Origin of the sequence: Candidatus Pelagibacter sp. HIMB1587, assembly GCF_052047775.1 — a bacterium.
In the GTDB taxonomy this organism is placed as follows: Bacteria; Pseudomonadota; Alphaproteobacteria; order Pelagibacterales; family Pelagibacteraceae; genus Pelagibacter.
The window spans coordinates 382,508-398,533 of the sequence record NZ_JBNAJJ010000001.1; the positions used below are offsets into that span (position 1 = coordinate 382,508).

A 16,026-nucleotide genomic window follows, 5' to 3' on the forward strand; every position below is an offset into this window, starting at 1 on the left:
TAGGATTTAAGCTGTAGCTTGTTTATTTTCTTCTGTTTTTAGAGCTTCTTTTGACGTATCTTTTTTCTTCTTATCTACTCTTTTGGCCTCAACATCTCTATCTACAAATTCTATAATTGCCATTGGAGCATTATCACCATATCTAAAACCCGCTTTAATAATTCTAGTATAGCCACCTTTTCTATTTGAATATCTTTTAGAAAGAGTTTTTTTTACTTTATTGGCTGAATTAATATCCTGCAATTGAGACACAAGCATCCTAGTTGTTTGCAATGTATCTTTTTTACCTAGAGTAATAATTTTGTCAGCTTGAGGTCTTAAAAACTTTGCTTTTGGCAATGTAGTTTTGATCTGTTCATATTTTATTAAAGAATTTAACATATTCTTCAACAGAGCTTTTCTATGCTCAGAAGTTCTATTTAACTTTTTATTGGCTAAGCCGTGTCTCATTAAATTGCTTCCTCTAATTTTTTAGACATTTCTGCAATATTATCTGGTGGCCAGTTAGGTATTTCCATGCCTAAATACAGAGACATTCCAGTTAGAACTTCTTTAATCTCATTTAAAGATTTTCTACCAAAATTTGGTGTTCTTAACATTTCACCCTCAGATTTTTGAACTAAATCACCAATATAAATTATGTTATCATTTTTTAAGCAATTCATTGATCTAACAGATAGCTCTAGTTCATCAACTTTTCTTAATAAATTCTTATTAAACTCAGGTTCAGATGAAACTTCTTTTACTGGAGCTTCAACTGGTTCATCAAAATTAACAAACATTTTCAACTGGTCTTGAAAAATCCTAGCAGAATACGCAACAGCATCTTCTGCAGAAATTGAACCATTAGTCTCCACTTCCATCGTTAATTTATCATAATCAAGAGCTTTACCTTCTCTTGCTGTGCTAACAGAATAAGAAACTTTTTTTACAGGGCTATACAAAGAGTCAATGGCAATTAAACCTAATGGTGGCTCCTCTGGTTTATTTAGCTCAGCTGGAACATAACCTTTTCCAGTGTTTACATTCATTTCCATATGAAAAGTAGTATTTTCATCTAAGTTACAAATTACTAATTCAGGATTTAATATTTCTACATCAGTCACAGGAGCAATGTCAGAAGCTTTTATTTCACCTGGACCTTTTGCGTCTAAAATTAATTTTTTTGTACCTTCAGAATTACATTTTAATGCTAGTGATTTAACATTTAATACTATGTCTGTTACATCTTCTCTTACACCTTTAATTGATGTAAATTCATGTAGTACACCATCTATTTGTATCGAAGTAACTGCAGCTCCTCTGATTGAAGAAAGCAAAATTCTTCTTAGGGAGTTTCCTAAAGTTAATCCATAACCTTTTTCTAAAGGCTCAGCTATAATCTTAGCATGTGTTAAGTCATCACTAATTTGAACATCTAATTTAGATGGTTTAATCAAAGATTTCCAATTTTTAACATTAACGTTTTCTACTTCCATTAAACTCTCCTTTTTTTTGGTGGTCTAGTTCCGTTATGAGGCATAGGTGTTGTATCTTTAATTGACAAAATTTTAAAACCTCTTGCTTGTAAAGCTCTTAATGCTGTTTCTCTTCCTGAACCAGGTCCTTTTACCTCAACCGATAAAGTTTTCATTCCATACTCTAATGCTTTTGATGCTGCGGAGTCCGCTGCTATTTGAGCTGCATAAGGTGTAGATTTTCTTGATCCTTTAAATCCTTTCTGTCCAGCAGATGCCCAGGATATTACATTTCCATTTGTATCAGCAATTGAAATTATTGTGTTATTAAATGTTGATTGCACATAAGCAATTCCATTTAAAATATTTTTTTTAATCTTTTTCTTTTTTGAATAAGAACTCTTAGCACTTTTTTTAGAAGATTTTTCTACCTTCTGATCTTTATTGTCAGTTTTTTCTGTTTTTGCCATTATTATTTTTTAGTTGGTGTTAATTTCTTCCCTGCAATAGCGATTGCTTTCCCTTTTCTTGTTCTTGCATTACATCTTGTTCTTTGGCCTCTTACAGGTAATTTTTTTCTATGTCTTGTTCCTCGATAACATGCAAGATCTATTAATCTTTTAATACTTAAAGAATAATCTCTTCTAAGATCACCTTCGACTTTAAAATTTTGATCAATGTATTCTCTTATTTTTAAAATTTCATCATCAGTTAACTCATTCACTCTTTTGGCTCTTGGAATTTCTAGAGAAGAACAAATTTGTTGTGAGAATTTATCTCCAATTCCATAAATATAAGTAAGTCCAATGTGGACAAGTTTATTTTGTGGAATGTTTATACCTGCGATACGAGCCATAATTTTTGTGATAAATTGTGACTTTTATATAAGAAGATTAATCAAAGTCAACGTCTTAAACATTTATAAAAGTGTCTATTTTCCTTGTTATTTCGTCTATTTCTAAGCTTCCGTCAATTTCCTTAAATTTAGGATTCTCTGAGTAGTAATTCAGTACTGGCTCTGTTGTGTTCATGTATGTATCAAAACGTTTTAGAATAGTACTTGTTTCATCGTCTGATCTATTTTCAATAATTTTTCTTTTCTCTAGTCTTTTTACCACTGTATCTTTATCAACTTTGAGATACAAAATTAAATCTATCTTTTGACTTGATGACTCCAGTAAAATATCTAAATTTTTGGCTTGGCTCAAAGATCTAGGGTATCCATCAAATATTAATCTATTTTTTTTTTGAGGATCAGAAACTAAATTTTCAATAAGTTTATTTACAATTTCATCACTTACAAATTTACCATTTTTCATGTCATTGGTTATAGTCTTACCAATGTCTGAATTTTTATATATTTCTTCTCTTAAAAGTTCACCAGTTGAGATTTGAAAGGAATTTAATTTCTTTACTAAATATTTAGCTTGAGTACCTTTACCAGCACCAGGCGGTCCAAACAAAACTATATTCACTTACTTTCCAAATTTAGTTTTCTTAATTAATTGTTCGTATTGAGAGCTCATTAATCTTGTTTGAATTTGAGTTACAGTATCAATGGCTACAACAACAACAATAAGAATAGATGCACCACCCAAATAAAAAGGAATTGGGTAATTAGCTATTAAAAATTCTGGCATTAAACATACAAGTGTCAAATATAGAGCACCTATTGTAGTAAGTTTAGTTAAAATATTTTCAATATATAATGCTGTACTTTCACCAGGTCTAATTCCTGGTACAAAGCCACCATATTTTCTCAAGTTTTCTGCAGTTTCAGTTGGGTTAAATGTAATTGAAGTATAGAAAAATGTAAAAAATATTATACCAGATGCATATAGCAACATGTACAAAGGCTGACCTTGAGTGAAATAAGAACTTAAGTTTAAAAAAGTTTCATTGTTTGAAAAAGAAAAATTAGAAAAAGTAACTGGTAACAATAATAAAGCAGAGGCAAAAATTGCTGGTATTACTCCTGCTTGATTAATTTTCAGTGGCAAATGAGAAGACTCTCCACCATACATTTTGTTTCCCATTTGTCTTTTAGGATAATTGATAAGAATTTTTCTTAAAGCTCTCTCCATAAAAACAACAAATAAAATAGTTAATATTAAAAGAACAAAAATTGCTAAGATCATGAAAGTTGATACAGCACCTGTTCTACCTAATTCAAAAGTTGTAACTAAAGCTCTAGGTATTTCAGCAACGATACCCGCAAAAATAATTAAAGAAATTCCATTTCCAATTCCTCTTTGAGTGATTTGTTCTCCTAACCACATAAGAAAAATTGTACCAGCAACAATGGTTGTTACTGTTGTAATTTTAAAAAATGCCCCTGGATTAATTACTAAATCTGCAGATGACTCTAAACCTACCGATAAACCATAACCTTGAACTGTAGCAAGTAAAACTGTTCCATATCTTGTAATTTGAGTAATCTTTGCTCTGCCAGTTTCTCCCTGAGCCTTTAAATTCTTAAAGTAATCAGAAACCCCTGTTAACAACTGAACTATAATAGCTGATGATATGTATGGCATTATACCAAGCGCGAAAATTGCCATTCTACTGACGGCACCGCCAGCAAAAACATTGAACATGCCAAGTAACCCTTTTTGATTACCATCCATCATGATTTTTAATTGTTCTGGGTCAATTCCTGGTAAAGGAACAAACGTACCAAATCTATATACAGCAAGGATTGCTATGGTAAAAATTATTCTATTTCTTAGATCATTTGTTGAAGATGATGCGCTCATTTAAACAAATTATTTTTTTAATTGAATAGATCCACCAATTTTTTCTAGTTTTTCTATTGCTGATTTTGATGCCAAGTCAGCCTCAATATTAATTTTATCTTTTAACTCTCCAGTACCTAATATTTTTAATTTTGTAGAGTTTTTGTTTATTAATTTTAATTTTTTTAGAGATGAAGAATTAAGCACTTCATTTGGATTAATATTTTTTTTATCAATATAAGACTGAATTTTTTCCAAGTTTAAAATTGCAATGTTTTCTCTTGAAATTGGATTAAAACCTCTTTTAGGTAATCTTCTGTATAAAGGCATTTGACCACCTTCAAAACTTTTTATTGCAACACCAGATCTAGATTTTTGACCTTTAACACCTCTCCCAGATGTCTTACCTTTTCCAGAACCAATACCTCTTCCTACTCTAATTTTAGGTTTATTAATTTTCTGTCTTGTATTTAATGTAATCATTATCCTCTTTTTTCAATAATTTCTGATATTTTTTTATTTCTTATTGCTGAAATTTGTTTCGGTGAATTTTGTTTCATTAAAGCTTTCATAGTAGCTCTAATCACATTGTGTGCATTTGATGTGCCCATTGATTTAGCAACAATATCTTTTACACCCAATACCTCGCATACTGCTCTAACTGGACCACCTGCAATAATACCTGTACCTTTTGATGCTGCTCTTAAAACTATTCTACCAGAGCCATCTTTAGCTTTTACATCATGATGAATTGTTCTTCCTTCTCTCAAAGGTATATGTGTTAATTTTCTTCTCGCCATTTCATTAGCTTTTTTAATTGCATCTGGAACTTGTTTTGCTTTCGCGTGTGCTATTCCAATTTTTCCAGCCTGATTCCCTACCACTACAAGAGCTGAAAAACCAAATCTTCTTCCACCTTTTACAACTTTTGTAATTCTGTTGATATGAACTAACTTTTCTAAAATATCGTCTGTTTTTTTGTCTTTGTTATTTTCCATAATTAAAATTCCATCCCATTTTCTCTTAACGTGTCTGCAAATGCTTTAATTCTACCATGATATTTATAAGATCCTCTATCAAAATAAATTTTTGTAATATTTTTTTCCTGAGCTTTTTTTGCAAGCTTTTGGGCAACTAATTTTGAAAGCTCTGTTTTGTTAATTTTATCAGATGATTTTACATCTTTCTCAATGGATGAAGCTGATAACAAAGTTACTTTTTTTGTATCATCAATGATTTGAGCTGAAATATTTTTGGCAGATCTTGAAATACTTAATCTAAATCTATCTTTTGGAGCAACTTTTTTTACTTTGTTGCTAACTCTAAATCTTTTTCTAATACTAGTGTTTAGTTTCATTATTTTTTCTTACCTTCTTTTTTAAGAACATATTGGCCTTTTTCTCTAACACCTTTACCCTTATATGGCTCAATTTTTCTAAATGTTTTAATTTTTGATGCAACTTCACCAACTAATTGTTTGTCAGAACCAGTGATCTTAAGTGTAGTTTGTTTTTCTACAGTAATTTTAATTCCTTCTGGAATGTCAAAATCAATATCATGACTGTAGCCTAATTGTAAATTTAGCTGATTTCCTTTTAATGCCGCTCTATATCCAACACCTACAAGCTCTAACACTTTTTCGTAGCCAGTACTCGAGCCAATCACGGCATTATTAATTAAACTTCTGTTCATACCCCAAAGTCTTTTTGAATTTTGGTCAATTTTTTTTGGTTTAATTGAAATCTCTTTTCCTTCTTTGATATCCAAATTAAACATATCTAAATCAATATTTATTGATTTCTTTCCTAGTGGCCCTTCTATATTTATAATGTTGCCAGCTAAAGCAACTTTAACCTTTTCTGGGATTGATATATTTATTTTTCCAATTTTAGACATTAAAATACCTTACAAATAATTTCACCACCAACACGTTGTTTTCTGGCGTCAATATCAGTCATTACACCTTTTGGTGTAGAAACTATTGCAATACCTAGACCGTTATTAATTTTAGGTAAACCTTCAGCACTAGAAAAAATTCTTCTTCCTGGTTTAGAAACTCTTTCAAATGCACTAATTACTGGGTTACCAGAATGATATTTAAGTTCTAAAGACAATGTTGGTTTATTATCCTCTGAACTAATTTTAAAATCTTTTATAAAACCTTCATTTTTTAGTATATCTGCAATTTTTGATTTAAAGTTTGATGATGGCAGATCTACTTTTTTATGATTTCTTGCTTGAGCGTTCTTAACTCTAGCTATCATATCTCCTATTGGGTCACTTAAACTCATAATTTTCCTTCCTACCAGCTAGACTTAACTAAGCCAGGTATTTTTCCTTGTAAACCTAATTGTCGAAGAGCAATTCTTGATATTTTCAATTTTCTATAAACACCATGTGGTCTACCTGTTATCTCACATCTATTCATCACTCTTGTTTTAGCTGAATTTCTTGGCAATTTTGATAATTTCTGCTGCGCCTTAAATCTTTCCTCTAATGGAAGTTTTTTATCCATTATTATTTTTTTTAAATTTTGTCTTTTCTTGAACATCTTGTCTGAAAGTTTAATTCTTTTTTTGTTTTTATTTACAGCACTAAGTTTAGCCATTTTTAATTGTCTCCTTTTTTAATAAACGGAAAATTCATTTTTTCTAACAATGCAAAGCTGTGCTCTTTGTTAATAGCTTTTATAACAATAACGATATCTAAGCCTCTAACTTTATCAGCTCTATCAAAACTAACTTCTGGAAAAATGATGTGTTCCTTTATGCCAAAAGTATAATTTCCGAATTTATCAAAACCTTTTGGCGACAATCCTCTAAAATCTTTAATTCTAGGAAGAGCAATATTTACTAATCTATCTAAAAATTCATACATTTTATTTTTTCTTAAAGTTACTTTTAAGCCTGCATTAGATCCTTTTCTTGTCTTAAAATTAGCTACAGATTTTTTGAATTTTGTAGTTACAGGTTTTTGGCCTGTTATTTTAGCCATATCCTCTTCACACGATTTAAGAATTTTAGAGTCTGAACCATCTAAACCAAGACCCATATTTAAAACAATTTTTTCAATTCTTGGCGCCATGTAAATATTTTTGAAGCCAAATTGATCTTTTAAAGCTGGTTGTATTTCTTTATTAAAAATTTCTTTTAATCTTGGAGTCATTATTTCTTAGCCTCTTTTTTCTTTTCTGCTTTTTCATCTATTAATTTTAAATTTGATAAATGAATAAAACCTTCTTTTGAAAAAATACCACCTTTTTTCTCTTTTGTTGTTTTAACGTGTTTTTTAACCATATTAATTTCTTTTACTTTGGCTCTATTATTTGCTCTGTCGATTTCGATAACTTCACCCTCTTTTTTTTTGTCTTTTCCAGTTAGCACTCTTACTTTTAGACCTTTTTTAATCATCTTATAAAACCTCCGGCGCTAGTGAAATTATTTTCATTTGCCCTCTACTTCTTAATTCTCTAGTAACAGGGCCAAATATTCTAGTACCAACTGGTTCACCCTTATCGTCAACTAATACTGCTGCATTATTATCAAATTTTACTTTTGATCCATCGTTTCTATGAATTCCTTTTTTAACTCTAACTACTACAGCTTTATGAACGGTTCCTTTCTTTACTTTGCCCTTAGGGATAGCCTCTTTCACAGCAATTACAATTGTATCTCCAATGCTGGCATATCTTCTCTTAGATCCACCCAATACTTTGATGCACTCTATTCTTTTTGCACCAGTGTTATCAGCAACTTGTAATTCTGTCTGTACACCAATCATTATTTATTATTCTCCATAACTTGAAATTTTTTATTTTTTGAAAATGGTTTGCTTTCAATAATTGAAACTTTATCACCTGTTTTAAATGTATTATTTTCATCATGAGCATTGTAATTTTTTCTGACTCTAATGACTTTTTTCAATACGGGGTGTGAATATTTTCTCTCTACCATAACTGTAATTGTTTTATTAGGTTTGTCGCTTATCACCACTCCTGTTAATATTTTTTTAGGCATTTGATTTTCCTTTTAAAATTGTTTTCAATCTTGCAATTGTTTTTCTTGTTTCTCCAATTTTTGCAGGATTAGTTATTTGAGAATTCATTTTTTGAAATCGAAAATTAAATAAGTCTTTTTTAAGCTTATCAATATTTTTGATAACTTCATCTTTGCTTAATTTTTTAATTTCTTGTTTTTTCATTTATGCAAATCTCTTTATTGTCTTTGTTTTTATTGGTAACTTTGCTGAAGCTTTGTAAAGTGCCTCTTTGGCAATTTGTTCAGAAACACCATCAACTTCAAATAAAATTCTTCCAGGTTTTACTCTACAAGCAAAATATTCTGGTGATCCTTTTCCTTTACCCATTCTAACTTCTATTGGTTTTTTAGAAACTGGAATATTTGGAAAAACTCTTGTCCATACTCTGCCTTGTCTTTTCATATGTCTAGTTAAAGCAACCCTAGCAGCTTCAATTTGTTTTCCAGTAACTCTTTCAGGCTGTAATGCTTTCAAGGCATATGCACCGTAATTAATAGTACTTGCTCTAGTAGCATTACCATGAATTCTTCCTTTATGAGCTTTTCTCCATTTAGTTCTTACAGGCTGAAGCATTATTGTTTACCTTCCTTTGGAGTGACTTTGTTTGTTTCCTGGCTAAATTCTCTTGCAAAAACTTCACCTTTATAGATCCAAACCTTAATTCCAATAATTCCATATGTTGTAAGAGCTTCCGCTTCTGCATAATCTATATCTGCTCTTAAAGTGTGTGATGGTATACTACCATCTCTTAACCATTCAGTTCTAGCGATCTCATTACCACCTAATCTTCCACTTACCGAAACTTTAATGCCTTTTGCACCTAGTCTAATACATGATTGCATAGCTCTTTTCATGGCTCTTCTGTATGAAATCCTTTTAACTAACTGTTGTGCAATGTTTTCAGCAACTAAATATGCATTTGTTTCAGGTTTTTTAACCTCTTTGATATTTAAGTTGACTTCATTTGTCGTAAATTTTGATAAGTTATTTTTAATTTTATCAATATCACTACCTTTTTTACCAATTACAAATCCAGGTCTAGATGTGTAAATTGTAACGTAACATTTGTTTGATGTTCTCTCTATCATCACTTTAGATACACCTGAATTAATTACATTCTTCTTGATGTATTCTCTTATTTTAAAATCTTCAATTAGATAGTTGCCAAAATCTTTTTTCTTAGCATACCAAACAGAGTCCCAACCTCTGTTTACACCTAATCTAAAACCTACAGGATTAACCTTTTGTCCCATGTTTCTCCATTTGTTTTGCCTCTGATAAAATTATAGTTACTGTTGACCAAGGTTTTAAAATTGGTGCCGCTCTACCTTTTGCTCTTGGTCTAAATCTTTTCATAACAATTTTTTTTCCACAATACGCTTCTTTGACAATTAAATTGTCAATATCATATTGAAAGTTATTTTCAGCGTTTGCAACAGCTGAGCTAATTGTCTTTCTAATATCTCTTGTAACTCTTTTTTCTGAAAACTGCAGGTCTCTAATAGCTACATCAACCTTTTTACCAACAATACTTTTTAAAATTGGATTAATCTTTCTTACGCTAGATCTAATTCCATTGTTTATAGACTTTACAGTCTTATTGTTGTTTTTATCAATTTTCTTTTTCTTTCCCATAATTATTTTTTCTCTGCTGGTTTAGCTTTCTTATCGGCTGGTGTGTGTCCAAAAAAAGTTCTTGTTGGCGCAAACTCTCCTAATTTATGACCAACCATATCCTCTGATACTGTTATTGGAATAAATTTTTTACCATTATATATTTGAAAAGCTACCCCTACAAAATCTGGAAGAATAGTAGATTTTCTAGACCAAGTTTTAATTGGAATTTTCTTCGGATCATCTTTGTACTTGTCAACTTTTTTCATCAAGCTTTCTTCAACAAATGGTCCTTTCCATACAGCTCTAGCCATTACTTAGTATCCTTCCTTTTATTTCTTCTTTTAACTATAAATTTATCTGTTCTCTTATTATCTCTAGTTTTTAAACCTTTTGCTGATTGTCCTGTTGGAGACACTGGATGCCTTCCTCCTGCTGACTTACCTTCACCACCTCCATGTGGGTGATCAACTGGATTTTTAACAACACCTCTAGTATGAGGTCTTCTTCCTAACCATCTTGATCTACCAGCTTTTCCAATTTTAATATTTTTTTGATCAGGATTACTTAAAATTCCAATAGTAGCTAAAGCTCTAGAGTCTATTTTACGTACTTCACCTGACGCTAATTTAATTAAACTATAATTTCCATCTAATCCACTAATTGTAACTGAAGAACCAGCGGCTCTAGCTATTTTACCTCCACCACCTGGTTGAATTTCAACGTTATGAATATTGATACCAACAGGTATATCTTGTAACGGCATGCAATTTCCAATTTTAATTTCTTTTTTCGATCCACTCTCAATCTTATCTCCGACTTTAATTTTTTGAGGAGCTAAAAAATACGAATGTGTTCCATCTTCAAATTTAACCAACATTATGTAGCAAGATCTATTCGGATCATATTCTATTCTTTCAACAGTAGCCTCCATGTCAAATTTTTTTCTATAAAAATCAACATGTCTATACATCTTCTTATGACCACCTGCTCTGTTAATTGAAGTGATGTGTCCATTATTATTTCGACCCTTCATAGCATTTTTTGGAGAAACAAGAGTTTTAAAAGGTTTGCCTTTCCATAGACCTGTTCTATCTACTAAAATAGTACCTCTGGTAGATTTCGTGTATGGTTTAAAAGTTTTTAATGCCATTTTCTTAAATTCCTGTTGTTAGATCAATGCTTTGACCTTTTTTTAGAGTTATAATTGCTTTTTTGTATCCTGAAACTTTCACTTTTTTACCTCTAGTGAGTTTAGTTCTATTTTGTTTATTGATGATGTTAATTTTAGTGACATTAACTTTAAAAATTTTTTCAATATTTTTTTTTAGGTTTTTTTTATTAGCACCATCAGGAACCTTAAAAGTAATTTTGTTCAATTCTGATAGATTTGTTGATTTCTCAGTAACAACTGGAAAAAGAATTTTGTCGTATAAATGAATTTTATCCATATTAAGAATACCTTTTCTCCAATTCTTTTACTGAGCTTTCAGTAAAAACTACTTTCTTAAATTTTATAATATCGTAAGCACTAAAATGATTTACATCAGTAACTTTTACGTTAGGAATATTTCTTACAGATTTTTCTATCTTATCTTTAGAGTTTTTATCAAGTATAATTAATGAATTAGAAATCTCTAGTTTATTAATTATTGAATTCATTTCTTTTGTTTTTTTAATTTCAGAATTAAAATCATTTAAAATTAATAAGTTCTTATTATTATTTTTTTCAGTAATTAAAGAAGCAACACTTTGTTTCTTTTCATTTTTATTTAACTTTCTTTTTCTGTAAGCTAATTCACCTTTTGGACCATGAGCTATACCACCACCAACAAAAATAGGAGCTTTTCTACTAGCGTGTCTTGCTCCACCAGTTCCTTTTTGTGCATAAATTTTTGATGTTGGACCTTTTACTTCATTTTGTTGTTTAGTTTTAGCGTGTCTACCTTTGTAGTTGGCATTTGTTTTGTATAAAACACTAGCAACTAACTTTTGATTAATTTTTGCAGAAAATATTTTATCTAAGACTTCAATAGTATCTTTTTTTCCGTCTATGCTAATTTTATCTAATTTCATTATTTTTTCTTTTTATCTGGTGTTTTTTTTGCTTCCTCAGCAGCAGCTTGCTTTTCACTGATTGTCATTTTGTTTATATTTTTTACAGATTTTTTAACCATCACTTCAGCATTTTTTGATCCTGGAATGGATCCCTTTAAATAAAGTAACTCATTTTCTAAATCTGTTTTTATTATTTCGATATTTTGCATTGTTCTTAACTTATCACCCATATGACCAGCCATTTTTTTTCCTTTAAATACTTTACCTGGATCTTGACTATGTCCTGTTGAACCATGAGCTCTATGAGAAATAGAAACACCGTGGCTAGCTCTTAAACCTCCAAAATTATGTCTCTTCATTGCACCAGCAAAACCTTTACCAATCGTTTTTGATCTTGTGTCTACAAATTTTATATCTTTGAAAATTTCTAAACCAAATTCATTTCCTTCTTTGTAAGCAGAAGTATCGTTTACTCTAAATTCTTTTAATTTTTTCTTAGCTTCAGTGTTTTTCTTTGCAAAAACACCTTTCATTGCTTTTGTTAATTTTGAATTTTTAATTTTTCCATATCCAAGTTGAACAGCTTTGTAACCTCTTTTTTCTTCTTCAATTACTTGAATAACTCTAGCTTTTTCAACTTTAAGAACTGTAACAGGCACCAACTGACCAGATTTATAAAATTCTCTGGTCATGCCAATTTTCTTACCTAATAAAGCTATCTCGCTCATAATTAAATTTTTATCTCCACATCTACACCTGAAGCTAAGTCTAATTTCATTAAAGCTTCTACTGTTTGTGGTGTTGGTTCTATAATATCTATTAATCTTTTGTGAGTTCTAGACTCAAATTGCTCTCTACTTTTTTTATCAATGTGTGGAGATCTTAAAACTGTATATCTTTCAATTCTAGTAGGAAGTGGTATTGGACCTTTTATAGTAGCTCCAGTTCTTTTAACTGTATTAACTATTTCTTCGGTAGAAGCATCCAAAACTTTATTATCGTATGCTCTTAGTTTAATTCTAATATTTTGTTTTTCCATTAACCTGCTACCTTTTTAGTTACTTCATCTTGAACGTTTTGTGGAACTTTAGAATAATGATCAAAGAACATTGAATATTGCGCTCTTCCTTGAGACATTGATCTTAGATTGTTTATGTAGCCAAACATATTTGCTAAAGGAACCATTGCCGTGATTACAGTTGCATTACCTCTTTGCTCTTGAGTGCTAATTTGGCCTCTTCTACTGTTTAGATCACCAATTACATCACCCATATAATCTTCTGGAGTAACAACTTCCACTCTCATAATGGGCTCTAAAAGCTTTAATCCACCTTGAGTGCAAGCTTCTTTAAAACATGCTCTGCTGGCAAGTTCAAATGCTAGAACACTTGAGTCTACATCGTGATGCAAACCATCAACAATCGTTACTTTGTAATCAATCATAGGAAAACCTGCTAATATTCCACTATCAGAAACTGTCTCAATACCTTTTTCAACACCGGGGATAAATTCTTTTGGAATAGCTCCACCTTTAATGGCACTTTCAACCTCTCTACCCTTACCTGGTTCTTGAGGTTCAACAAATAATTTTACTTTAGCGAATTGACCAGCGCCACCACTTTGTTTTTTATGTATATATTCAAATTCAGCTGATTTTTCTATTGTCTCCCTGTAAGCAACTTGTGGAGCTCCAACATTTGCTTCAACTTTAAATTCTCTTTTCATACGATCAACAATAATATCTAAGTGTAACTCACCCATACCTTTGATGATTGTTTGACCAGATTCCTCGTCAGATGATACTCTAAATGATGGATCTTCTTTAGCTAATCTTGCTAAAGCTTCACCCATTTTTTCTTGGTCACCTTTTGTTTTAGGCTCAACAGCAATTTCAATTACTGGTTCAGGGAATTCCATTGGCTCTAATAAAACAGGATTTTCTTTGTCACACAAAGTATGACCTGTCATAGTATTTTTTAAACCTGCCAAAGAAACAATATCACCTGCATTTGCTTCTTTAATATCTTCTCTAGAGTTTGCATGCATTAAAAGCATACGACCAACTCTTTCTTCTTTATCTGATGAAGAATTGTACACAGCTGTACCAGATTTAATTGTACCAGAATAAATTCTAACAAATGTTAATGAACCAACAAAAGGATCATTTGCAACTTTAAATGCTAAACCTGAAAAAGATGATCCATCCTCAAACTTCATTTCAATTTCATCATCTGAACCAACTTTAGTTCCCTTAATAGACCCAATATCTACTGGACTTGGAAGGTAATTAATAACAGCATCTAATAAAGGTTGAACACCTTTATTTTTAAAAGCTGAACCAGTTAAAACAGGAACAAAGCTAAAATTTAAAGTTCCTTTTCTGATACATTTAACTAAATCTTCCTCTTTAATTTCATCGCCGTTTAAATACGCTTCCATTAACTTTTCGTCTTGCTCAACTGCAGACTCAATTAGTTCGGTTCTGTATTTTTCTGAAATTTCTTTTAAATCATCAGGTATATCTTTATATTCCCACTCTGCGCCTAGTGCTTCATTTTTCCATACTTGGGCTTTCATTTTAACTAGATCAACAACACCAGTTAATGAAGCTTCAATTCCAATAGGTACTTGTAAAACTAATGGTTTAGCACCCAATCTATCTCTGATCATATCAACACATCTAAAGAAATCAGCACCAGTTCTATCAAGTTTATTTACAAAACAAATTCTCGGAACTTTGTATTTGTCTGCCTGTCTCCATACTGTCTCAGATTGAGGCTCTACACCAGCAACTCCATCAAATACAGCCACAGCACCATCTAGTACTTTTAAAGATCTTTCTACTTCAATTGTAAAATCGACGTGGCCCGGAGTATCAATTATATTAACTCTGTGGTCATTCCAGAAACAAGTTGTTGCTGCAGAAGTAATTGTGATACCTCTCTCTTGTTCTTGCTCCATCCAATCCATTGTTGCAGCACCATCATGTACTTCACCAATTTTATGACTTTTTCCTGTATAATATAAAATTCTTTCTGTGGTAGTTGTTTTACCAGCGTCTATGTGGGCCATGATACCGATGTTTCTATATTTATCTAATGTATGAGTTCTAGCCATAATTTTTTACCATCTAAAATGAGCAAATGCCTTATTAGACTCTGCCATTTTATGAACATCCTCTCGTTTTTTTACTGCAGCACCTTTTTTTTCATAAGCATCATACAGTTCGTTAAAAATTTTATCTGCCATGTGTTTGTCTTTTCTTTTTCTAGCTGAATCAACTAACCATCTTATTGCAAGCGCTTGGGCTCTTTTACTTTTTACCTCAACAGGCACTTGGTAAGTTGCACCACCTACTCTTCGTGATCTAACTTCTACTGTTGGTTTGATATTGTTAATCGCTTCATTGAAAATATTTATAGGCTCGTCTTTAGTTTTTGTTTTAATTTTCTCTATTGCTTCATAAACTATTTTTGCAGCAATTCCTCTTTTACCATCATACATGATGTTATTTATTAATTTTGGAATTATAGTTGAATTAAATTTTGGATCAGGAACTACATTTTTTTTGGGTTGAGTTTTTTTTCTAGACATTATTTACCTTTTTTTGTTCCGTATAAAGATCTTCTCTGTTTTCTATTTGCAACACCTTGTGTATCTAAATTTCCTCTTAAGATATGATATCTAACACCAGGTAAATCTTTAACCCTTCCACCTCTAATTAGTACTACTGAGTGTTCTTGTAAGTTATGACCTTCGCCTGGAATATAAGCAGTTACTTCAAAACCGTTTGACAATCTAACTCTAGCAACTTTTCTTAATGCAGAGTTTGGTTTTTTTGGAGTGGTTGTGTAAACTTTAACACAAACACCTCTTTTCAAAGGTTGCTTCTGTAAAGCAGGAACTTTGTTCCTAGAAACTTGTTTAACTCTTTTTATTCTTAACAACTGATTAATAGTTGGCATAATTTTTTTTTAAAATTAATTAATTTATTTTTGAGATGAAAATAACTGACAGGTTATTTTGTGGCAGCGTTTAGTACCTCAAGAGCACTACATTCCAACCAAAAACATCGCCAAAATACTTATTAATCAGCTATTGTCAAACTAAAACTGCAATTTTTA

The 16,026-nt window shown here is 31.1% G+C and carries 29 protein-coding genes; all 29 read right to left on the bottom strand.

All coding sequences use genetic code 11. From position 1 onward, the window contains the following. Window positions 1-6 precede the first annotated feature (6 nt). Genes rplQ through rpsL form a run of 29 tightly spaced genes read right to left on the bottom strand, consistent with a single transcriptional unit; the run spans window position 7 to window position 15,867 of the window. Window positions 7-450, bottom strand: a complete 444-nt coding sequence (rplQ, locus tag ACTTBE_RS02135; protein WP_440676968.1) for a 50S ribosomal protein L17 — start codon at window positions 448-450, stop codon at window positions 7-9. After that, complete coding sequence (locus tag ACTTBE_RS02140) at window positions 450-1,478, bottom strand: DNA-directed RNA polymerase subunit alpha (protein ID WP_440676969.1); 1,029 nt, start codon at window positions 1,476-1,478, stop codon at window positions 450-452. The genes rplQ and ACTTBE_RS02140 overlap by 1 nt, the downstream gene beginning before the upstream one ends. Continuing rightward, a complete protein-coding gene (rpsK, locus tag ACTTBE_RS02145) occupies window positions 1,478-1,927 on the bottom strand; it encodes a 30S ribosomal protein S11 (RefSeq protein ID WP_075506788.1) in 450 nt (149 codons plus the stop codon). Before rpsK ends, ACTTBE_RS02140 begins: the two co-directional genes overlap by 1 nt. A 2-nt stretch (window positions 1,928-1,929) precedes the next feature. Further along, window positions 1,930-2,313: a 30S ribosomal protein S13 gene (rpsM, locus tag ACTTBE_RS02150; RefSeq protein ID WP_075506789.1), complete on the bottom strand. Its 384-nt coding sequence runs from the start codon at window positions 2,311-2,313 to the stop codon at window positions 1,930-1,932. A gap of 55 nt (window positions 2,314-2,368) precedes the next feature. Next, a complete protein-coding gene (locus ACTTBE_RS02155) occupies window positions 2,369-2,932 on the bottom strand; it encodes an adenylate kinase (protein WP_440676970.1) in 564 nt (187 codons plus the stop codon). Further along, a complete protein-coding gene (gene secY, locus ACTTBE_RS02160) occupies window positions 2,933-4,213 on the bottom strand; it encodes a preprotein translocase subunit SecY (RefSeq protein ID WP_075506791.1) in 1,281 nt (426 codons plus the stop codon). It lies immediately after the preceding gene. 9 nt (window positions 4,214-4,222) lie between these two features. Next, complete coding sequence (rplO, locus tag ACTTBE_RS02165) at window positions 4,223-4,675, bottom strand: 50S ribosomal protein L15 (RefSeq protein WP_075506792.1); 453 nt, start codon at window positions 4,673-4,675, stop codon at window positions 4,223-4,225. Then, a complete protein-coding gene (gene rpsE, locus ACTTBE_RS02170) occupies window positions 4,675-5,190 on the bottom strand; it encodes a 30S ribosomal protein S5 (protein WP_075506793.1) in 516 nt (171 codons plus the stop codon). Before rpsE ends, rplO begins: the two co-directional genes overlap by 1 nt. A 2-nt stretch (window positions 5,191-5,192) precedes the next feature. Then, the gene (rplR, locus tag ACTTBE_RS02175) at window positions 5,193-5,549 is read right to left on the bottom strand and encodes a 50S ribosomal protein L18 (RefSeq protein ID WP_440614295.1); all 357 of its coding nucleotides are present in this window, start codon (window positions 5,547-5,549) and stop codon (window positions 5,193-5,195) included. Beyond that, window positions 5,549-6,088, bottom strand: coding sequence for a 50S ribosomal protein L6 (gene rplF / locus ACTTBE_RS02180; RefSeq protein ID WP_440676971.1), 540 nt, complete (start codon window positions 6,086-6,088; stop codon window positions 5,549-5,551). The genes rplR and rplF overlap by 1 nt, the downstream gene beginning before the upstream one ends. Then, window positions 6,088-6,483, bottom strand: coding sequence for a 30S ribosomal protein S8 (rpsH, locus tag ACTTBE_RS02185; RefSeq protein WP_428080012.1), 396 nt, complete (start codon window positions 6,481-6,483; stop codon window positions 6,088-6,090). Before rpsH ends, rplF begins: the two co-directional genes overlap by 1 nt. An 11-nt stretch (window positions 6,484-6,494) precedes the next feature. Then, window positions 6,495-6,800 (bottom strand): 30S ribosomal protein S14, encoded by a 306-nt coding sequence (rpsN, locus tag ACTTBE_RS02190; RefSeq protein ID WP_075506797.1) that lies wholly within the window; start codon window positions 6,798-6,800, stop codon window positions 6,495-6,497. Between the two features lie 2 nt (window positions 6,801-6,802). Next, window positions 6,803-7,357 carry a 50S ribosomal protein L5 gene (rplE, locus tag ACTTBE_RS02195; RefSeq protein ID WP_262589106.1) on the bottom strand — a complete coding sequence of 185 codons (555 nt, stop codon included), beginning with the start codon at window positions 7,355-7,357 and terminating at the stop codon, window positions 6,803-6,805. Continuing rightward, window positions 7,357-7,602, bottom strand: a complete 246-nt coding sequence (gene rplX / locus ACTTBE_RS02200) for a 50S ribosomal protein L24 (protein WP_262589105.1) — start codon at window positions 7,600-7,602, stop codon at window positions 7,357-7,359. The genes rplE and rplX overlap by 1 nt, the downstream gene beginning before the upstream one ends. A gap of 1 nt (window position 7,603) precedes the next feature. Continuing rightward, window positions 7,604-7,972 (bottom strand): 50S ribosomal protein L14, encoded by a 369-nt coding sequence (gene rplN / locus ACTTBE_RS02205; protein WP_008544079.1) that lies wholly within the window; start codon window positions 7,970-7,972, stop codon window positions 7,604-7,606. Beyond that, window positions 7,972-8,208 carry a 30S ribosomal protein S17 gene (gene rpsQ, locus ACTTBE_RS02210; RefSeq protein WP_428080011.1) on the bottom strand — a complete coding sequence of 79 codons (237 nt, stop codon included), beginning with the start codon at window positions 8,206-8,208 and terminating at the stop codon, window positions 7,972-7,974. The genes rplN and rpsQ overlap by 1 nt, the downstream gene beginning before the upstream one ends. Further along, window positions 8,201-8,392, bottom strand: a complete 192-nt coding sequence (gene rpmC, locus ACTTBE_RS02215) for a 50S ribosomal protein L29 (protein ID WP_075506802.1) — start codon at window positions 8,390-8,392, stop codon at window positions 8,201-8,203. The genes rpsQ and rpmC overlap by 8 nt, the downstream gene beginning before the upstream one ends. Continuing rightward, window positions 8,393-8,803 (bottom strand): 50S ribosomal protein L16, encoded by a 411-nt coding sequence (rplP, locus tag ACTTBE_RS02220; RefSeq protein WP_075506803.1) that lies wholly within the window; start codon window positions 8,801-8,803, stop codon window positions 8,393-8,395. Beyond that, on the bottom strand, window positions 8,803-9,483 hold the full coding sequence (rpsC, locus tag ACTTBE_RS02225; RefSeq protein WP_075506804.1) for a 30S ribosomal protein S3: 681 nt from the start codon (window positions 9,481-9,483) through the stop codon (window positions 8,803-8,805). Before rpsC ends, rplP begins: the two co-directional genes overlap by 1 nt. Beyond that, entirely contained in the window at window positions 9,467-9,865 is a 399-nt protein-coding gene (rplV, locus tag ACTTBE_RS02230; RefSeq protein ID WP_440614293.1) for a 50S ribosomal protein L22, read from the bottom strand. Before rplV ends, rpsC begins: the two co-directional genes overlap by 17 nt. A gap of 2 nt (window positions 9,866-9,867) precedes the next feature. Then, window positions 9,868-10,158 carry a 30S ribosomal protein S19 gene (rpsS, locus tag ACTTBE_RS02235; RefSeq protein WP_075506806.1) on the bottom strand — a complete coding sequence of 97 codons (291 nt, stop codon included), beginning with the start codon at window positions 10,156-10,158 and terminating at the stop codon, window positions 9,868-9,870. Beyond that, window positions 10,158-10,997, bottom strand: coding sequence for a 50S ribosomal protein L2 (gene rplB / locus ACTTBE_RS02240; protein ID WP_075506807.1), 840 nt, complete (start codon window positions 10,995-10,997; stop codon window positions 10,158-10,160). Before rplB ends, rpsS begins: the two co-directional genes overlap by 1 nt. 4 nt (window positions 10,998-11,001) lie before the next feature. Beyond that, window positions 11,002-11,295, bottom strand: coding sequence for a 50S ribosomal protein L23 (gene rplW / locus ACTTBE_RS02245; protein ID WP_262589101.1), 294 nt, complete (start codon window positions 11,293-11,295; stop codon window positions 11,002-11,004). A 1-nt stretch (window position 11,296) separates the two neighbouring features. After that, on the bottom strand, window positions 11,297-11,920 hold the full coding sequence (rplD, locus tag ACTTBE_RS02250) for a 50S ribosomal protein L4 (RefSeq protein WP_440676972.1): 624 nt from the start codon (window positions 11,918-11,920) through the stop codon (window positions 11,297-11,299). After that, window positions 11,920-12,630 carry a 50S ribosomal protein L3 gene (gene rplC, locus ACTTBE_RS02255; protein ID WP_440614291.1) on the bottom strand — a complete coding sequence of 237 codons (711 nt, stop codon included), beginning with the start codon at window positions 12,628-12,630 and terminating at the stop codon, window positions 11,920-11,922. The genes rplD and rplC overlap by 1 nt, the downstream gene beginning before the upstream one ends. Window positions 12,631-12,632: 2 nt before the next feature. Continuing rightward, complete coding sequence (rpsJ, locus tag ACTTBE_RS02260; protein ID WP_023853699.1) at window positions 12,633-12,941, bottom strand: 30S ribosomal protein S10; 309 nt, start codon at window positions 12,939-12,941, stop codon at window positions 12,633-12,635. Next, on the bottom strand, window positions 12,941-15,019 hold the full coding sequence (fusA, locus tag ACTTBE_RS02265; RefSeq protein ID WP_440648601.1) for an elongation factor G: 2,079 nt from the start codon (window positions 15,017-15,019) through the stop codon (window positions 12,941-12,943). The genes rpsJ and fusA overlap by 1 nt, the downstream gene beginning before the upstream one ends. A 6-nt stretch (window positions 15,020-15,025) precedes the next feature. Next, window positions 15,026-15,496, bottom strand: a complete 471-nt coding sequence (gene rpsG / locus ACTTBE_RS02270) for a 30S ribosomal protein S7 (protein ID WP_075506812.1) — start codon at window positions 15,494-15,496, stop codon at window positions 15,026-15,028. Then, window positions 15,496-15,867 (bottom strand): 30S ribosomal protein S12, encoded by a 372-nt coding sequence (rpsL, locus tag ACTTBE_RS02275; protein ID WP_440676973.1) that lies wholly within the window; start codon window positions 15,865-15,867, stop codon window positions 15,496-15,498. The genes rpsG and rpsL overlap by 1 nt, the downstream gene beginning before the upstream one ends. Between the last annotated feature and the right edge of the window lie 159 nt (window positions 15,868-16,026).